This is a genomic window from Thermoactinomyces sp. DSM 45891 (assembly GCF_900119485.1).
Taxonomy (GTDB): Bacteria; Bacillota; Bacilli; order Thermoactinomycetales; family Thermoactinomycetaceae; genus Baia.
On sequence record NZ_FPJZ01000027.1, the window covers coordinates 1 to 18,703 of the forward strand.

Below are 18,703 nucleotides of genomic sequence, written 5' to 3' on the forward strand. Positions count from 1 at the left end.
TCCTGTGCCGCCTTGAGGTCCAATGTCTCCTTGAGCTCCCGTGATGCCTTGAGCCCCCGTGACTCCTTGAGTCCCCGTGATGCCTTGAGCCCCCAAATCCCCTTGAGTCCCGGTAGGTCCCTGAGTTCCCGCATTCCCTTGGGGCCCTGAGGTCCCTTGAGATCCTGCATTTCCTTGAGGCCCAGTAGGTCCTAGAGGTCCCGGAGTTCCAGTGGGTCCGGTAGATCCCGTCGGCGCTTCTAGTCTTACATTAGCCGAACCGGGTGTTACCGTAATTTCTAACGTATCCGATAAAAAGTTGAGTGTATCTCCGAAGCCGAGTGGAACATTTCCATCCGCGCCTGAGTTTCCTTGGACTATAAATAGAAAGTCACCTGTCGCGATCGTCCCAGTTGGTCCTAAGACCCCTTGGGGTCCTGTGACCCCTTGAGGTCCTTGAGGCCCAGTCGGTCCTGCGAATCCCTGAGTTCCAGTTGGCCCTTCTGATGGTCCTGTGGGTCCCGGGGGGCCTTGAGGCCCCGGTGTTCCCGCCGGAGAATCTTCTCCGTCTAATACGTTTTCTAACTTTTGGTTTAAAATCCATTCTTTCTTGGTGATGGTATTCAGAGTGTCGCGCACACTTGTATTGATCGAAAGTAGATCGTTAAGAGTGGGTTGAAAGGTGGTTGAGACCCCGGGGAGCGTTCCGAGAACGTATTGTAGCTTTTCTCCCTCGGCGTTAATGATATGGCTAAGTCCTACCTCTTCTAACGCAATCGATGACAGTAATAGGTTCACTGCATCGTCTCTCGTAACGGAAATATTAGGTGAAATATTAGGGATATTAGCTTGAGACATGTCACACCTCCTTACTCCTTATTCAACATCGACCTGCAATACTTGTATATTGGCACGGCCATTACTTAAGGCATTCAGATCATGGAGAGATATTTGTGCTGGTCCAGTGGTGAAAGCTCCAATTGAAATACCATCGTTGTTTGCCTGTGCCGACATAATCCCACCTGGAATTAATACACCGTTTCTCCGAAGTTGACCGCTTATGTTTCCAGTTCCATTTAGCCCAGCTAAAATCAGATATGAACCAGTAGCAATCGTGACAAAAGTCGCTCCAAGAGTAATATTGTTACCAGTTACGTTACCAGGTGTATTCCATGGAACGGCACCATCCGCAGGGATTGAGAATGTGGGAGCTGCAGCTGCATTTAAAGAGCTATTTACTGGGAAGGGGTCACCCGTCGATCCTTGAGGTCCGGTTCCTCCTTGAGGTCCGGTTAGTCCTTGAGGTCCCGTTGGCCCCTGAGGTCCAGTGTCCCCTTGAGGTCCAGTGTTGCCTTGAGGCCCGGTGTCTCCTTGAGGTCCTGTCGGTCCTTGAGGCCCCGTGTCTCCTTGAGGTCCGGTTAGTCCTTGAGGCCCCGTATCGCCCTGAGGTCCTGTCGGTCCTTGAGGCCCCGTGTCTCCTTGAGGTCCGGTTAGTCCTTGAGGTCCCGTATCGCCTTGAGGTCCGGTTAGCCCTTGAGGTCCCGTGTCGCCTTGAGGTCCCGTATCGCCTTGAGGTCCCGTATCGCCTTGAGGCCCCGTGTCGCCTTGAGGTCCCGTATCGCCTTGAGGTCCCGTATCGCCTTGAGGTCCAGTTCCTCCTTGAGGCCCCGTGATCCCTTGAAGTCCTGTATCGCCTTGAGGCCCGGTGTCTCCTTGAGGTCCAGTCGGTCCTTGAGGTCCCGTATCGCCTTGAGGTCCAGTCGGTCCTTGAGGTCCCGTATCGCCTTGAGGTCCAGTCGGTCCTTGAGGTCCCGTATCGCCTTGAGGTCCTATATCGCCTTGGGGTCCTGTGATCCCTTGAGGTCCAGTCGGTCCTTGAGGCCCCGTCGGTCCCGTATCGCCTTGAGGTCCAGTCGGTCCTGTAGGAACTTCTATCCTTACATCAGCAGAACCAGGTGTTACGTTAATTTCTAATGTATCGGATATAAAGTTAATGATATCTCCGAAATCGACGGGAGCATTTCCGTCCGCGCCTGAGTTTCCTTGAACTAAAAATAAGAAATCGCCTGTAGCAAAAGAACCTGTCGGCCCTTGAGGTCCCTGAGGTCCAGTCGGTCCCTGAGGCCCAGGTGGTCCGGTCGGTCCTGCTGGCCCCTGAGGTCCTGGTGGTCCTCCTGATGAACCGGTCGGTCCTGCTGGTCCTTGGGGTCCTGTTGGCCCTACTGTAACAGGTGTGCCTATTGTATTTTCTAACTTTTCGTTTAAAATCCATTCTTTCTTTGCGATTACATTAATTGTGTCGCGAACGCTCTCATTAATAAGGAATAAGTCGCTAATGGAGGGTTGGAGGGTTGCTGAGACTCCAGGGAGCGTTCCGAGAACGTATTGGATTTTTTCTCCCTCGGCATTAATAATATGGCTAAGTCCTAACTCTTCTAATGCAATCGAGGAAAGCAACAGATTTACTGCATCTTCTCTCGTAACGGAAATATTAGGTGAAATATTAGGTATATTGGCTTGAGACATGTTATACCTCCTTTAAAATGATTCCTGTTATAGGTATGATTATGATCGAGTTTATGTTCCTGTCCATTTGGGTAAGATGTGCACAAAAAAAAGAGGCTGAATGCTTGAAAAGAATGGACTGTCACATCCTGACACTCCCTGTTTCCAAGTCTTCATCCTCGTCTGTTTCTGTCTATCTTTCTTATACAGGACCTAATCTCTTTAATGTCATAGAAGCATTGCTGAGTGGTGTAGTCGCACCAATTAGGGTGTCTAGTAATGGAACAGGTACACCGCTTACATTTCGTAATGTGATGGTTGCGTTCGCAGGGACATCGATGATGACGGAACCGGATATTTGTGCTGCGAGACCTATAATACCTGTCAAGTTAATGGCAAAAGTCGATTGGGGAACGACTGTGCCATTTACAGTAACGGCAAAAGCGGCTAGCAAACCTAGAAGTGCCCCCACAGCACTCACCTGGAAGTTGATTTCGTACTGGCCTGCTTGAGGTAGGATGACGTCAGCGGACCCTGTAGTATGTGTAATGTTATTTAATACACCATTATTACTAAATGGCACATTACCTCCCGCTGGGATGGTTAGCGTTATACCGGTGGATAGATTGTATACTTGTCCATAAGCAGATAGCCCACTCCTATTCTCTAAGGCTACGATACGTCTGTTTAAGTTTGCGATACGTCTTCCAAGTGCCCCCAGTCTTCTGAAGATTCTCTGGATAATAGAACAATTCGCCGGTGGACAATTACTCTGTGTTGTAACTATTTTCTTCTTCATCATAGGCCTCCTTCTTCTAACTATACATATGGTGAATCAATTCACTTGGCTTGGATGATTCATCTATTTTTTCGACCATATATGTCTCATTTTTGTGTATGAAAAAGGCAGTGTTATGAGGAACATATTTTCATCGTTTTAAAGAGATGTTTCAAATAGTAGGTATAGTACGGTTGCTAACTTTTCAAGCTTTTACTATACTTGATGCATAATAATTTTAGTGAGGTGTTTGGCATCCGCAAGAACGGGTGCCATTTCCTTTATGAGCCAAAATCAAAAACGTGAAGTCCGAGTACGTGTTGTTTCGATTATTTATTCTGATCCAGTGGCTGAACCAGAAAGGATCGAACAGGAGATGCCTGGTTCGTTTGAGGAGTCGTGGACAGACTGGAAGATTCGCTATAAAGAAAATCCGGGTACATCAGAAGAGATAGTCACGATGGTGAGGGCTGGGGAGGACCAGCTTGTAATCATTCGTCGTGGAGGCATTTCGTACCGTCAAGTGTATCGGCCGGATGATGTCACGGTGAGTACGATGACAACGCCCGGTGGCAGGATGGAGATGGAAGTGCATACTCATCAATATCGCCGTGAGATGGGACAAGATAGTGGGAAGATCGAGTTTTCATTTGAGTTATCGATGAGCGGGCAATCATTAGGGTTGTACGAGCTTACGATTGATTGGTTGGAGGGGTAATGATGAGCGTTTTAACGCAGATGAAGGAAACGTTGAAAGAGCAGATTAGACAAGCCATTTTACAAGCGGAACTGGTAACGGAGGAACAGATTCCTGATATTTTATTAGAGGTGCCGAAGGAGAAGAGTCACGGAGATTGGGCTACGAATGTGGCGATGCAGTTGACACGGATTGCCCGTCGTAATCCACGTGAGATTGCGAATGTGATCGTAGAGAAACTAGACCAATCCAAAGCACAGATTCACAAGATCGAGATTGCGGGCCCGGGTTTTATTAACTTTACGATGGATCGTTCTTTTTTAACGGGTGTGGCGCTTGAGATTCATAAGCAAAAAGAGGAATTCGGTAGAAGCGGAGCTGGTAAGGGCGAGCGGGTAAATGTGGAGTTTGTGAGTGCTAATCCAACGGGTAGTCTTCATCTCGGACATGCACGCGGGGCCGCGGTCGGGGATGCATTGTGCAATGTATTGGATGCGGCTGGTTATGATGTAACCCGTGAATATTATATTAATGATGCAGGCAATCAGATGAACAAGATGGCCTTATCCCTAGAAGCGCGTTATTTCGAGGGTTTGGGAATAGATTGGGAATTTCCAGAGGACGGGTACCATGGACAGGATATGGTACAAATTGCGGAGCAAATCATCGAGGTGGACGGTAAAAAGTGGGCTGAGGTAGATGGCTCTGAGCGTTTAACTTATTTTCAGGAAGTGGGACGTGAGAAGCTACTTAACAAGATTGAGACGGATCTAAAAGGGTACCGTGTCGGCTTTGATAAGTGGTTTAGTGAGAAGTCTCTCTATGAATCGAATGTGATCGAGCAAACGTTAGAAGAGTTAAAGAATCAGGGTTGTACGTACGAACAAGATGGCGCTCTCTGGCTACGTTCTACGGATTTCGGTGATGACAAGGACCGTGTGCTGGTGAAACAAGATGGTTCCTATACCTATCTTACACCTGATATTGCGTACCATCGGAATAAATTAAGTCGTGGCTTCGATCGTCTGATTAATATTTGGGGTGCGGATCATCACGGATATATTGCTCGGATGAAGGCGGCTTTGCAAGCGTTAGGACATTCGTCTGATACGCTTGATGTGATGATTATTCAGCTTGTGAAGCTTTTCCAAGGTGGAGAAGTAGTGAAGATGTCGAAGCGTACAGGGAAAGCGGTTACGTTGGTCGATTTGATGGAAGAAGTAGGGGTTGATGCGACTCGTTATTTCTTCGCGATGCGTAGCCAAGATACACATTTGGACTTTGATATGGATTTGGCGATGAGTCAGTCGAATGAGAATCCTGTATACTATGTACAATATGCCCATGCACGGATTCATAGTGTGTTTCGTCAAGCTGGTGAGAAAGGGATCGCTGTTTCGTTTGACCCTGCGATCTTGAGCCGGTTGTCGGAAGATGCGGAGTATGATTTGTTACAAAAACTAGCTGAGTTTCCAGATGAGATCGCATCTGCGGCGGCGGCCATCGCTCCGCACCGTGTGATTCGCTATTTATATGATTTGTCGACACAGTTTCATAGTTACTATGGTGCGCATCGGGTTGTAACAGAGGATGTGGAGTTATCGCAGGCACGTCTAGCATTGCTCGAGTGTACGGCGCAGGTGATTCGGAACGGATTGAGCCTTGTTGGCGTGACAGCTCCAGAGCGTATGTAATAAGGTGTAAAGACAAAGCGTAAACGCCTTCCTTGTAGTCTATTTAGTAGACACGGGAGGGCGTTTGTTTTATTGTTTGGCTTTTTTGATCTTCTTGATTAATAGAGATAGTTTCATTTCTAGCGAGGGGAATGTTTTTTGATCGGCTTTGTTGAGATGTTCTGTGTTTCGTTTGGCCCTATTGCCCTTTATATGGAATTGTCCTTGGAATCCGCCCACGGTAGTATAGGTATCGGGTAGGAGGAGAGAGTCTTTTGATTGTTGTCGACCGAATAAAACGACTTTATCTGATTTTTTCAGAGTGTTAAACCCTAAGGGGGTAATAAAAGGGAGTGTGTCGCCTTTCGAAGCTTTTCCGCTTAGTGTCTTTGTTACTTTTACAGTTGATTTTACAAAGGTGACTCCGTCAGATTGGAAGGTACTCCGACTGATCACGACACCTTGGATGATAATGGAAGATTCTCTGCTTAAACTCTCAATGGAGGGATAGATTTCTCCTATACCGAGTGCCCTCCGAATGATAGTGTCAATTGCAGTTGGTTTTTCGATGGAGGCATTTATTATTTCTGTTCTCTTCGCTTGCTGAGCCTCTATCGCTGAATTACAACCTGTCCCCATCAGCAAAACACCTATGATGCATAGGGAAAGTATTTTTCTCATCAAAACGAAATTCTCCTCTTCAAGTCTCTTATTCTATTAAATGTGACATCGGGGAGTGAATTTCCTGCAATGTATGAGATAGAGTGAACACCTTTATTAATAGTCAATATTTTCTTCATTTCTTAATGCGACATCTGATACAATTTGTTTTGGAAGTACATATGGATGGTAAAATAGGAGGCACATAATATGAACAGTCAGTCTAATAGTGGAGATCCATTTCTAGGGAAGTGGGAAACGGAGATCGCTAGCCCGATGGGGAAATTTCCAGTTTCAGTTGAGTTTACTTCTCAAGATGGGCAATTAGTAGGAAATGCACAGCAGGGCGAGGATACATTTACGTTTCATCCTTCAGTAGACGGCGATAAATTAAAGTGGTCGATGAAGATTACGAAACCGATGAGTATTAATTTGAACTTCGTCGTATCGGTAGACGGGGACAACATGAAAGGTGAGGCGAAGGCTGGTTTCTTCGTTTCATCCAAGTTAACAGGGCACCGCGTTTCAGTATAACGAGCACCCCCACCTATGCTACGGCTTAGATTAAAAAGATAAAAAAATAGCCCTTTCATATAAACTTCCTACTGATGATGAGGAGCTTTATATGAAAGGGCATTTTCATTGTATAGGATTTCGAAGTTGGTGACAAATCAAAATGGTGTTTAGATTGCACTGAGTCAGACTAGCGGCCGCTCCCGAAACCAGAGAGTGGCAATGTACTTAATGCCCTCTTTTAGAATATCAGAACCGTGTAGAGAAAGCGGGTGGAGGTCAATCGTTCCCTTTATACAGTTTTGAAATACAAGGAGGGTTCCTTCCTGAGGTACAATTTCTAGATCTAGTTTGGGGAAGAAAGTCTCTCCTCCGACTCCAGCAGGAAGTGTATTCAAATAGAGTAGAGCCGTATAAGTACGTTGTCCACCGACTGCCATGAATTGATAACTTGCTTCTTTATCGAGCTCGAAGGCATCGAAGTGAGCGCCAAATCTCCCTCCAGCTGTATATTCGCCTACTTGCAGTGGTTCGGCGTGGCGGAGTGGTTGTCTGGTAATACTAGCAATTCGCTCACATATTTCGGTAGTAAATGAATTGGTGTGATGGGGAATCCAACCGGTATTACAGATTCTGTAGTCGGACTGGATCAGTCCCTTTTCGCCTACAATGGTAGACGGATGAAGTTGAGGCTGGGCTAATTGAATGAGCTCTTGGCATTCCTCCGGTGTAACGATCTTTTCATACGTAACGACTAATGGATCCAGACTGAAGATTGTTGCAGGCCTGTGAATCATATGCCCCACCCCGTTTCTAAGTTAGTAACAATATATTACTCAGAAAGGTTGGAGGTGATTAAGAAATGACATTAAGTAGTCCCTAGCATAATAAGTAGAAAACATATACAATTATAAATATAAGTCAATGCCAAATATTGATCTTTTTCTGCTTAATTTTTAGCACAAACCAAATCTGGGGGGATTCCATTGGTTCAACATGGGGGGCAAGGTGAATGTAGTGAGCATGTCTTTCAAGAGGTGTTGCATGGGATCCAAGAAGGTGTACATATTGTAAATGCACAAGGAGTTACTATTTTTTATAATCAAGCTGCCTCTCGTATCGATGGAATGGAATCGACAGAGGTGTTAGGGACGCATGTTTTGGAAACGTTTCCATCTTTAACGGAGAAGTCAAGCACGCTTTTATATGTGTTAGAGACAGGGGAACGGCTTCCAGATACTCAACAAACCTTTTTAAATCAAAAGGGAAAGCAGATTACGACCTTAAATCGTACCTTTCCCGTTCATGTCGAAGGGAGATGCTTAGGTGCAGTAGAGATTTCTCGGGACTATACACAAGTAAGAGAGTTATCCGAAGAGGTTCATGCATTGCGTGAGCAAGTATGGAAAGCAGCGCCGCATAAGGAAAAGAAGGCATGTTTGTATAAGTTTGAAGATTTCCTTACCCAACACCCCGCCTTAGTCGCAGAAGTGAGTAAGGCAAGAAGAGTAGCCCATTCCAAGGCGCCTGTCTTAATTATTGGTGAGACAGGAACTGGGAAGGAGATTATCTCACAATCGATTCATCAGTTGGGTTTGGGGAAGAAAAAGCCGTTTATTGTCCAGAACTGCGCAGCGATCCCTAGTTCATTGTTAGAAAGTTTATTGTTTGGAACGGAAAAAGGTGCTTTTACAGGTGCAGAAGATCGTGCTGGACTGTTTGAGCTAGCGGATGGTGGCACTCTTTTTTTAGATGAAATTCATGCGATGCCGATTGATCTGCAAGCAAAGTTACTGAGAGTTCTAGAGGATAGTTTTTTACGAAGAGTGGGTGGTTCAAAATTACACTCTGTTGATGTGCGTGTGATTGCGGCGATTAATGAGGACCCGTGGTTAGCAGTGGAATCGGGGAAGTTTCGTAAGGATTTGTTTTACCGACTTCATGTAGTGAGCATTCACCTTCTTCCCTTGAGAAAGAGAAAAGAAGATCTGCAACTTTTGACAAATTATTTCCTGGGAAATCTCTCTCGGCAATATTCGATTCCGTCGCTGTCGCTTTCTGTAGAAGTGGAGATGTTATTCAGGCAGTATGATTGGCCGGGAAATGTACGTGAGTTGCGAAATGTGCTAGAGGGAGCGGTTCATTTTATCGAGTCAAATTGTATTGAGCTTCGCCATCTCTCTCGTCATATGACGAAACACTCTACTCATGCGTTTCAAAGGAGTAGAGAATTAAGTTTAGTAGATCGATTAACCCAGTACGAAAGCGAGATCATTACAAAAGCGATGATTCAATCGGAGGGGAAAGTGTCTAGGGCAGCAGAAGTATTGCAGATTCCGAGGCAGACTTTGCAGTATAAGTTGCGAAAGTTAGGAATACAGAGGGGTTGAGGGTAGGAGTTAGCCTGGGGCAATGTATCTGTCCAGCTCAAATGGGTGCCTAATAATGGGCGCTTTTTTTGATATGCTGTGCTGTTTCCCAATAGACACGCTATTTTTTGAATTGGCATAAAACTTGCATAGGAATAGGGTGTGGAGGTGGAAGAAGATGCAACAGCGAAAAGGAGACCCGTTTGGGACACATCGAGTGATCGAGCCAGAGGGTGTACTGCCCCAACCGGCTTGGAGACTGGACAGTGTATCTCCCTTATATGCAAATGAATGCCTTATCGACGTAGAACGATTAAATATTGATTCCGCTTCCTTTGTTCAGATCAAAGAAGCTTGTGAACATGATGATGGTAAAGTGAAAGAAATGATCATGAAGATTATTACGGATCGCGGTAAGATGCATAACCCAGTAACAGGCTCTGGCGGGATGTTAATCGGCAGAGTAAGTCAGATAGGGGTTGATTTTCCTACATCCGATTTACAAGTGGGAGATCAAGTGGCGACACTGGTTTCGCTCACGTTAACTCCGCTTTTAGTCGAAGAGATCCAACATGTAAATATGAATAACGGTCAAATTTCAATAAAAGGAAAGGCTATTTTGTTTGCTAGCTGTCCATTTGCGACTCTTCCAGAGGATTTACCTGAATCTGTCTCCTTAGCGGCATTGGATGTGTGCGGTGCCCCTGCGCAAGTGGCTAGATTGGTTAAGCCAAGAAATACGGTTGTGGTGTTAGGTGCGGGAGGAAAGTCTGGTTTATTAAGCCTTGCAGTTGCTTGGCAAACGGCTGGTAAGCAGGGGAAGGTGATCGCGATTGAGTCAAATCCCGCGGCTTGTGAAATGATCCGAGAATTAGGGATTGCCCATGAGGTACAGTCGGTCAATGCAAAAGAGCCAATTGCTGTGAAAGAAATGGTTGAGGAGTTAACAGATGGTAAATTAGCAGATATTACTGTGAATTGTGTGAACGTCCCCGACACTGAGCTTTCTTCTATCCTAGCAACTCGAGATGGTGGAACAGTCTATTACTTCAGCACAGCCGTAAAGTTCACCGCCGCCGCCCTAGGTGCAGAGGGAGCAGGCAAAGACGTTCAAATGATGATTGGAAACGGATATGCCCCCGGCCATGCGGAACTAACACTCCAACTACTGCGGGATCAACCGGCTTTAAAAGATATCTTTTATAGGCGATATCAGGTATAGGCAAACCATAACCCAAGGAGGAATTCAAGTGAGAGACTGGCGCGAAATCGAACTATGGAAAGATGTTACCGAAGAGCAATGGAACGACTGGTTATGGCAACTCACCCATACCATTAAAAATTACGACGATCTAAGTAAAGTAATTGAACTAGCTCCCGAAGAAGTAGAAGGGGTTGAGATATCCAACCAAACGATCCCACTTAACATCACTCCTTACTATGCATTACTAATGGATCCAAAAGACCCAACTGATCCAGTACGTATGCAATCGGTTCCAGTATCTTCTGAGTTATACCGAACTCCGTATGACATGGAAGATCCACTACTAGAAGATACGGATTCCCCTGTACCGGGTCTCACACATCGCTACCCTGACCGTGTTTTATTCCTTATTACCAACCAATGCTCGATGTATTGCCGCTACTGTACACGTCGTCGTTTTTCTGGGCAAGTGGGCATGGGGGTTCCGAAGAAGCAGATGGATGCTTGTATCGACTACATTCGTCGTACTCCCGAAATTCGAGATGTGCTGCTTTCTGGCGGAGATGGCTTGTTGGTAAATGACCGTATCCTAGAGTATCTACTGAAGAACTTGCGCGAAATTCCGCATGTAGAAATTATTCGGATCGGGACACGTGCCCCAGTCGTATTCCCTCAGCGAATTACGGAGAACTTGTGTAACATCTTACAGAAATACCATCCAGTCTGGTTAAATACGCATTTCAACCATCCTCGCGAGATTACAGCAGAGGCGAAAAAAGCTTGTGAGATGTTGGCGAATGCGGGAGTTCCGCTTGGTAACCAGTCGGTTATTCTAGCAGGGGTGAATGATTGCCCGCATGTGATGAAGAAGTTGATGCATGAGCTTGTGAAGATTCGAGTTCGCCCGTACTATATCTACCAATGTGACTTATCTGAAGGAATTGGCCACTTCCGTGCACCCGTCTCGAAAGGGATTGAGATTATGGAGTATCTCAGAGGTCATACATCTGGATACGCAATTCCTACATTCGTTGTCGATGCCCCGGGTGGAGGCGGAAAAATCCCTGTGGCTCCTAACTATATTCTGTCGCAAAGTCCGACGAAAACAATTTTGCGAAACTTTGAAGGGGTTATTACTTCTTATCCTGAACCAGAAAATTATCGCCCGACCCAATGTAACTGTGAAGATTGCCAGCGTGAACGCCAGTTGGTCGGAGTTGCTGCTCTCATGAGTAATCAACAAATCAATCTAGAACCAAAGCAGTTAAACCGTGAGGAGCGCCGTCAACAGATGGAAGTGAAAGCTGCTGAGATTGAAGCTGCCTCTGCCCAAAGCAGTGATGGTGTGAAAGAAATTACATGAATCAAACAATGAAACAGTGGGGCCAGCGAGAGGATTTACAAGTTCTTTCGCTGGTTGGCATTTCTAAAAATGCGGGAAAAACCACTTTTCTAAATGGATTGGGCAGAGCATGGTCGGCAGATTCGGTTGGTGTATTTAGCATTGGTGTAGATGGTGAGGCACAAGATGTGTGGAGTGGAAGATCCAAACCAGAGGTGCGTGTTTATAAGGGCTGGATCGTGGCCACATCAGGTATTTGCCTCCAAAATGAAGTAGATGCGTGGGAGATTATCGAAGCTCTACCGATTGATTCGGTAGCAGGGCGAGTCTATCTAGCTCGTGCGAATCGCGATACATCTGTCAAATTAACAGGAGTGCCTACTCGTCAGTGGGCTTCTCTTTGTATAGAGCAATTAAAAAAGTGTGGATGTGCCAAGGTGATTGTGGATGGAGCCTATAATCGGAAGGTAATGGCCAGCCCGGTATGGAGTGATGGGTTTGTATTAGTGGTAGGGGCTAGTTTTTCGCCATCGCTTCCTTTGTTAGTGAAAGAAGTAAAGGGATGGATGGCGAAACTGCTCCTTCCTTCTCCTGCTGGTGATATCGAACTCTATCAATCTTTCTATAGGCGAGAAGTTTGTGCACTCCAAATAGGTGAAAAATGGGTATCATTTTCTTCTCATGAGTGGATTCAATCGCAGGGGAGTCACATTTCAGCGGAAGATCTCAAACAAGCTACGAAACTTTACTTTCATGGTGCACTAACGAAACGCATTCTAGAACAGTTACGGTCGAGTGGTTTTACAGGCGAGATTACAATCCCAGACTGGACCTATTTGTTTGATGTTCTAGTCAAGGAGTCCCGGATTCAGGTGTTGTTTCCTAGTAATCTACTTGCAGTTTCCATTAACTCTACTTCTCCAGATGGTTGGCAAGTAAATCCTGAGGAGCTTCGGACACAGATTCAGCAAGTAGTAGGAGATATACCTGTCTGGGATATATACCGAGAGGAGTGGATTTCAGATGTTTCTTGACTCAGAGACTGCGGAAGCGCTCCGCATTTCTGAATATCTCAAACGAGTTGCGCCCTATACTCCTTTAGGTAAGAAGTGGAAGGGGCGATTAAAACCCTATACGCCTTCTCAAATAGAAGAGTGGGAACTAGATTTACAAGACCAACAAGAGGTAATGGAGTTATTTTCAGAATCTCGTGCTACGTATTTTCTTACCTGTTGTGAATTAGTAGATGATATTGATTTTTACCTACAGGAAGTGTTGCAAGATCGATCTTCTATGCTTACTTGGTTTCATGTAAAGAGATTTCTAGTGACATGGTTCAAGTGGGATGAGTTTGTAAGTGCAGAATCCAGTCCGCGCTTTATGAGAATGAATCCAGAAGAGCAGAGAAAGCTTCATTTCTTACTTCTTCTGCTACAAAAATCGGGTCGTTTTACGACTTCATTTGAAGTTTCGCAGTTAGGTGATTCTAAATGGCTTGAGATGAATCGGGAGAAAAATCAGCTGACGAAGGGGATTCAGCAACTTCGTAAAGAGCGACAAAAGCAGATTAGTGAGCGACTACAGAGAAATCCGAATTTCCAAGGGGAGTGGGTGATCAGTAGACACCAAGAATCGGCCAAGGTGTTTGCAGTAGACCCAGACATCAAGTTGGTAAGGGAAACGATTTATGAACAGATTTACGAGCTTGTACCTGATGAACAGGAGAATGTATGGCAAGAGCAGTTATTAAGTTGGAATGAAAAGATATCGATTCATGAACAATCGTTGTTTCGGCAGATCAATCGCTTATTTCGAGATCATATCCCATTTTTACAAAGCCTCGTACAGCGCTGGACAAGACTTGACTTCTTATGGGCGAAATGTCGCGCGGCTCAGAGTTGGAATGGAGTTAGGCCGGTCTACTTGGAGAATCAAGTCCGATTGATCGAGGGGATTCTTCCACTCGAACAAGAGTCATGGATGCGAAAAGGGTATGAAATGACGCCGGTTACACTGGAGGCGAAGCCAGGGTGCACTCTACTAATCGGGCCTAATATGGGTGGAAAGACAACGGCTTTACGAGTAGTAGGTTTGTGCACTGTGTTAGCGCAATATGGCTTATATGTACCCGCCGAGGAATTTTGCTTCCCGTTATTTCCGTGGGTTCGTACATGGATAGGGGATCATCAAAATGCCGAACAGGGACTTAGTAGCTTCGGCGCTGAGATGAATCGACTTGCGCAGTGGATAGATAGAGATCCAGAAAACCAAGGGTTCATCTTATTAGATGAAATCGGACGTGGTACGAATCCAATCGAAGGTTCTGCGATCAGCTGTGCGATTACTCGCTATCTGCATGAGTCTCAGGCATGGGCGGTTCATGTAACTCATTTCCCAGAGGCTCTTCAGATCGAAGGGATTAGGGGCTATCGTGTAAGGGGACTTTCGACCGTCCCTAAGTGGGACTCAGACCATCCGAATCAAGCAGAAGATTGGATTCGGTTACTTTATAAGGCGATGGATTATCATCTTGATCCCATCGAGGACGAAGATGGGGTGGCAACCCAAGCGATTTCGATCGCAGAGATATGTGGACTACCTGAAAAGGTGATTAAGCAGGCGCGAACAGCCGTAAAACAAAGAATACAGGAGGGGGACTATGGACGAGAGATTGCGTTTAGATCCACAGAAGATTAATCGTGGTCGAGAAGCGGCCCGCAAGATTGCAGAGGGGATCGATCAATTTATCGCTCCGCTTACTACGGTAGCGGTTGAGCGAACGGTCGCGCGCCTCTTTGGAATAGACGGAGTGGATGATGAATATATTCCTCTTCCCAATCGGGTAGTCGATCATCTATTAGAGCAAGGAGTCCTAGGCAGAGGCGTTGCACCGTGGCTGATTCAAGCGATGATGCATGAGGGTCAAGATGCACAAACGATTGCAGAGCGTGTGGCTCAGGGGACGCTTGATTTAACGAAGGTCCCGACTCGATCAGATGAAGAGATTCACCGCTTTGGCGCGCAATTTGCCGATCAACAACTAAATCGTATTGCACAAAATCGAAAAAAACGGGATGAGTATCTTGCTACATTGGGAGAAGGAAAAAAGCCGTATCTGTATGTCATCGTGGCTACGGGGGACATCTATGAAGATGTGGTGCAAGCCCGTTCGGCTGCTAGACAGGGTGCTGACATCATTGCGGTGATTCGTTCAACAGGGCAGAGCTTGATTGATTATGTCCCTTATGGTGCTACGAGAGAAGGGTTTGGCGGGACCTATGCAACGCAAGAGAACTTTCGGATTATGCGTCAAGCATTAGACGAGGTAGGAGAAGAAGTCGGTAGATATATACGTCTCTGCAATTATTGTTCTGGACTATGTATGCCAGAAATTGCCGTCATGGGTGCTTTAGAACGGCTGGATGTGATGTTAAATGATGCATTATACGGGATTCTTTTCCGTGATATTAACATGCAACGAACCTTAATTGACCAAGCGTTTTCTCGCATGATTAATAGTTACGCTGGGATTATTATTAATACAGGAGAAGATAACTATCTTACGACTGCCGATGCCGTAGAGGCCGCTCATACGGTTCTAGCCTCTCAGTTTATTAACGAACAGATTGCGTTACTATCTGGGCTTCCGGAAGAGCAGATGGGACTGGGGCACGCTTTTGAGATGAGTCCTGAACTAGAGGATGGATTCTTACTCGAATTAGCACAGGCGCAGATGGCTCGTCAAATCTTCCCCGATGCCCCACTGAAGTACATGCCTCCCACGAAGCATATGACAGGAAATATCTTTAAAGGGCATATTCAAGATGCGTTGTTTAATCTCGTTAGTGTTATGACTGGTCAAGGAATCCAGCTACTGGGGATGATGACAGAAGCGATGCACACCCCACATATTCACGATCGTCAACTCGCGATTGAAAATGCCCAGTATGTGTTTAACAATGCGCGTAATCTAGGGCAAGAAATTCAGTTTCGTCCGGGTGGCAAGATTGAGAAGAGAGCGCAAGAAGTACTTGATGAAGCAGTTCAATTGCTTGAAGACGTTCAGGAGACGGGCTTCTTTGAAGCGATCCATCGGGGTACTTTTGCGGATGTGAAGAGGGCTTTAGATGGCGGAAAAGGCTTAGCCGGGGTGATCCGGAAATCTGTCGATTACTACAACCCCATGGAGCAAGGGCTGCGTAAACGTTTGCAACTACCAAGTCGGGAGGAGGTGCCTTATGGCTCCGGATCTTACTAGAGTCAAACCATACGGAGATACGATGAACGATGGGGCGATGCAGCTCAGTTTCTCCATGCCTGCTCCTTATGGAGAAGAGGCGAAAGAAGCGGCTAGGCAACTCGTGATGAAGATGGGATTAACCGAACCGCAAATCTATCATATGAAAGACCTAGGAGAAGGGTACACCTACTTCATTGTCTATGGGAAGTGCGAACATCATGTGGATTACACGACGATTCAAGTTCCAAAAGTAGAAAGTCAGGTGATGGGTTTCTATGATATTAATCACTATATCGAAGAGCACATCGGTCGCAAAGTCGTCGTCGTAGGGGCTTGTACAGGTACGGATGCCCATACTGTTGGTATCGATGCGATTATGAATATGAAAGGGTATAACGGTGAGTATGGTTTAGAGCGATACCCATGGGTGGATGCGTATAACCTAGGAAGCCAAGTCGAAAACGATGTCCTCCTTGCCAAAGCCCTCGAACTACAAGCTGATGTGCTTCTCGTCTCCCAGATTGTTACCCAAAAGGGTGTTCATATTACCAACTTAACAGAGTTAGTCGAACTACTTGAAGCCGAGGGGCTTCGGGATCGATTCCTCCTTATCTGTGGAGGCCCTCGCATCTCGCATGAACTAGCCCTCGAATTAGGCTTCGACGCCGGTTTCGGCCCCGGCTCTCTCGCCCCGCACGTCGCTTCCTACTTCTCGCAAGAGATTGCGAAGCGGGTAGAGAAATAAAGGACACCTCTACAGTTAGATTTCATCTAGCTGGTAGAGGTGTTTTGTCTACGAAATGGTAACGGTATACAGAAAAAACAGGCGCATCCTGCTCGAATGCACCTGCTATAAAAGGGAACGATCTTATAAATAAAAGAACTGTACCCATCGAGGTTCGTTTCCAACGGTAATAGTACTAAAGACGTTGTTGGATACTTGATCGATTAACGAAACACGTCCAGCTGCGCCACCAATCACTGCGGAAACGTAAGATGAGGTGAAGTTGTCAAGTATTAATTCCGTTGGGATCGAGTTGACGGCAAGCTCTCGCCCACTTCCAGCTAATGTAATCGTAGCAGTGATGTTGTTGGTATTTGCATCGACTTTATAAACAAAGCTGTTGGATGGTTTAACATAGAGTGTGTTGGTTAACGTATTAATATCTAAACCGATTGGCCCTCCGGCAGTGGGAATGGTGGCCGCTATGGTATTACTAGGGAAATTAATGGCATTGACTCTATTTCCTCCATTAATGGCTACATAATAAAGTCCTGATGCTGGGTTGACGGCAATTTGATGATCGCCAGATGTTGTTGTAATGGTTGCGACGATGTTATTCGTGGTGCTGTCAACGACAGAAACGAACCCGCTATTCGAAGAGATATAAATTTGATTGGTGATTACATTTACATTTGCTTCTAGGGGTTGAGGAATTGCGATGGTTGTGACGAAAGAATTATCTTCTTCAAATACAGACACATTACTACTACCGAAGTTTGAAATATATATTCGACCATTATTAGGATTTGCCGTTCCACCCCTAGGAGTGGTACCAGCAGTAAGGGTTGCGATGATGGTATTGGTTCTTGCATCGATGACGGAAGCATTACTTGATCCAGAATTAGCGACATACACCCGGTCATTTTTTTGATTGACTGCACCACCCCAAGGGCCAGACCCTACAGGGATTGTGGTCACTACTTGTAGCGTTCGTCCGTTAATGACTGAGACGTTATTTGAATTACCGTTTTGTACATAGATGAAAGGTGTTAGATTGTCTGCTGAGGCTCCAGTAATACCTGTGGCCCCAGTAGCTCCGGTAATGCCTGCAACTCCAGTAGCCCCTGTGGGTCCAGTGCCACCTTGGGGTCCGCTAGCCCCTGACGGTCCCGTCGGCCCTTGAGGCCCCGTGTTCCCTTGAGGTCCCGTAGTGCCGTCTGCACCATCCGCACCCGTCGGCCCTTGAGGCCCCGTGTCCCCTTGAGGTCCTGTAGTGCCGTCCACGCCATCCGCGCCCGTCGGCCCTTGAGGCCCTGTGTCTCCTTGAGGTCCTGTAGCCCCGTCTGCACCATCCGCGCCCGTAGGTCCTTGAGGTCCAGTATCGCCTTGAGGTCCCGTAGTGCCGTCCGCACCATCCGCGCCGGTAGGTCCTTGAGGCCCCGTGTCCCCTTGAGGTCCCGTAGTGCCGTCCGCACCATCCGCCCCCGTAGGTCCTTGAGGCCCGGTGTCTCCCTGAGGTCCTGTAGTGCCGTCCACGCCATCCGCGCCGGTAGGCCCTTGAGGCCCCGTGTCCCCTTGAGGTCCAGTAGCCCCGTCTGCACCATCCGCGCCGGTAGGCCCTTGAGGTCCAGTATCTCCTTGAGGTCCAGTAGCGCCCGTAGCCCCGTTAGCCCCTGTTGGAACCTCCAGTTTCACGATGGCAGAACCAGGTGTTACCGTGATTTCTAACGTATCAGATAGAAAGTTGAGTGTATCTCCAAAACTGAGAGGAACATTTCCGTCCGCGCCTGAGTTTCCTTGAACTAAAAATAAGAAATCACCTGTAACAAAAGCTCCTGTAGGACCTTGAGGCCCTGTAGGACCTTGAGGTCCGGTAGAACCTTGAGGCCCGGTAGCCCCTTGAGGCCCAGTAGAGCCTTGGGGTCCAGTGTTTCCTTGGGGACCCGAAGCCCCCGTGCCCCCTGTAGCTCCAATCGCCCCTGTCGGCCCTGCTGGTCCTTGAGGCCCGGTAGCCCCTGC

16 protein-coding genes are annotated in these 18,703 nt (G+C 46.7%); 10 read left to right on the forward strand and 6 right to left on the reverse strand.

The window, feature by feature from the left end; genetic code table 11:
- The 3 genes from BT147_RS14195 to BT147_RS14205 form a co-directional block, all read right to left on the reverse strand.
- The coding region (locus BT147_RS14195; RefSeq protein WP_143188022.1) for an alpha-helical endospore appendage domain-containing protein at positions 1-837 on the reverse strand (837 nt) is incomplete at its 3' end.
- Between the two features lie 18 nt (positions 838-855).
- Positions 856-2,505 carry an alpha-helical endospore appendage domain-containing protein gene (locus tag BT147_RS14200; protein WP_072336795.1) on the reverse strand — a complete coding sequence of 550 codons (1,650 nt, stop codon included), beginning with the start codon at positions 2,503-2,505 and terminating at the stop codon, positions 856-858.
- A 181-nt stretch (positions 2,506-2,686) separates the two neighbouring features.
- Positions 2,687-3,283: a BclA C-terminal domain-containing protein gene (locus tag BT147_RS14205; RefSeq protein WP_072336798.1), complete on the reverse strand. Its 597-nt coding sequence runs from the start codon at positions 3,281-3,283 to the stop codon at positions 2,687-2,689.
- Positions 3,284-3,545: 262 nt separating this feature from the next.
- Here BT147_RS14205 and BT147_RS14210 point away from each other — a divergent pair, with 262 nt between their 5' ends.
- Together BT147_RS14210 and argS are read left to right on the forward strand one after the other, a co-directional pair.
- Positions 3,546-3,980 (forward strand): YwiB family protein, encoded by a 435-nt coding sequence (locus BT147_RS14210; protein ID WP_072336801.1) that lies wholly within the window; start codon positions 3,546-3,548, stop codon positions 3,978-3,980.
- Between the two features lie 2 nt (positions 3,981-3,982).
- Complete coding sequence (argS, locus tag BT147_RS14215; RefSeq protein ID WP_072336804.1) at positions 3,983-5,653, forward strand: arginine--tRNA ligase; 1,671 nt, start codon at positions 3,983-3,985, stop codon at positions 5,651-5,653.
- A gap of 69 nt (positions 5,654-5,722) precedes the next feature.
- On the opposite strand, the gene BT147_RS14220 is transcribed toward argS, so the two are convergent.
- Complete coding sequence (locus BT147_RS14220; protein WP_143188023.1) at positions 5,723-6,316, reverse strand: hypothetical protein; 594 nt, start codon at positions 6,314-6,316, stop codon at positions 5,723-5,725.
- Between the two features lie 186 nt (positions 6,317-6,502).
- On the opposite strand from BT147_RS14220, the gene BT147_RS14225 reads away from it, so the two are divergent.
- Complete coding sequence (locus BT147_RS14225) at positions 6,503-6,826, forward strand: hypothetical protein (RefSeq protein ID WP_072336809.1); 324 nt, start codon at positions 6,503-6,505, stop codon at positions 6,824-6,826.
- A 164-nt stretch (positions 6,827-6,990) separates the two neighbouring features.
- On the opposite strand, the gene BT147_RS14230 is transcribed toward BT147_RS14225, so the two are convergent.
- A complete protein-coding gene (locus BT147_RS14230; RefSeq protein WP_072336812.1) occupies positions 6,991-7,602 on the reverse strand; it encodes a prolyl hydroxylase family protein in 612 nt (203 codons plus the stop codon).
- 189 nt (positions 7,603-7,791) lie between these two features.
- Between BT147_RS14230 and BT147_RS14235 the strand changes: the two genes are divergently transcribed.
- From BT147_RS14235 to kamE, 7 genes are all read left to right on the forward strand, one after another.
- Positions 7,792-9,195 (forward strand): sigma-54 interaction domain-containing protein, encoded by a 1,404-nt coding sequence (locus tag BT147_RS14235; RefSeq protein WP_072336815.1) that lies wholly within the window; start codon positions 7,792-7,794, stop codon positions 9,193-9,195.
- Between the two features lie 157 nt (positions 9,196-9,352).
- Positions 9,353-10,396, forward strand: coding sequence for an L-erythro-3,5-diaminohexanoate dehydrogenase (gene kdd / locus BT147_RS14240; RefSeq protein ID WP_072336818.1), 1,044 nt, complete (start codon positions 9,353-9,355; stop codon positions 10,394-10,396).
- Between the two features lie 28 nt (positions 10,397-10,424).
- Positions 10,425-11,741, forward strand: a complete 1,317-nt coding sequence (gene kamA, locus BT147_RS14245; protein WP_083426587.1) for a lysine 2,3-aminomutase — start codon at positions 10,425-10,427, stop codon at positions 11,739-11,741.
- The gene (kamB, locus tag BT147_RS14250) at positions 11,738-12,754 is read left to right on the forward strand and encodes a lysine 5,6-aminomutase reactivase subunit KamB (RefSeq protein WP_072336825.1); all 1,017 of its coding nucleotides are present in this window, start codon (positions 11,738-11,740) and stop codon (positions 12,752-12,754) included. Before kamA ends, kamB begins: the two co-directional genes overlap by 4 nt.
- Complete coding sequence (gene kamC / locus BT147_RS14255) at positions 12,744-14,417, forward strand: lysine 5,6-aminomutase reactivase ATPase KamC (protein ID WP_072336828.1); 1,674 nt, start codon at positions 12,744-12,746, stop codon at positions 14,415-14,417. The genes kamB and kamC overlap by 11 nt, the downstream gene beginning before the upstream one ends.
- Entirely contained in the window at positions 14,380-15,978 is a 1,599-nt protein-coding gene (kamD, locus tag BT147_RS14260; RefSeq protein ID WP_072336831.1) for a lysine 5,6-aminomutase subunit alpha, read from the forward strand. Before kamC ends, kamD begins: the two co-directional genes overlap by 38 nt.
- Entirely contained in the window at positions 15,959-16,705 is a 747-nt protein-coding gene (gene kamE, locus BT147_RS14265; RefSeq protein WP_072336834.1) for a lysine 5,6-aminomutase subunit beta, read from the forward strand. The genes kamD and kamE overlap by 20 nt, the downstream gene beginning before the upstream one ends.
- Positions 16,706-16,828: 123 nt before the next feature.
- On the opposite strand, the gene BT147_RS14270 is transcribed toward kamE, so the two are convergent.
- On the reverse strand, positions 16,829-18,658 hold the full coding sequence (locus BT147_RS14270; protein ID WP_502688575.1) for a YVTN family beta-propeller repeat-containing protein: 1,830 nt from the start codon (positions 18,656-18,658) through the stop codon (positions 16,829-16,831).
- Positions 18,659-18,703 lie beyond the last annotated feature (45 nt).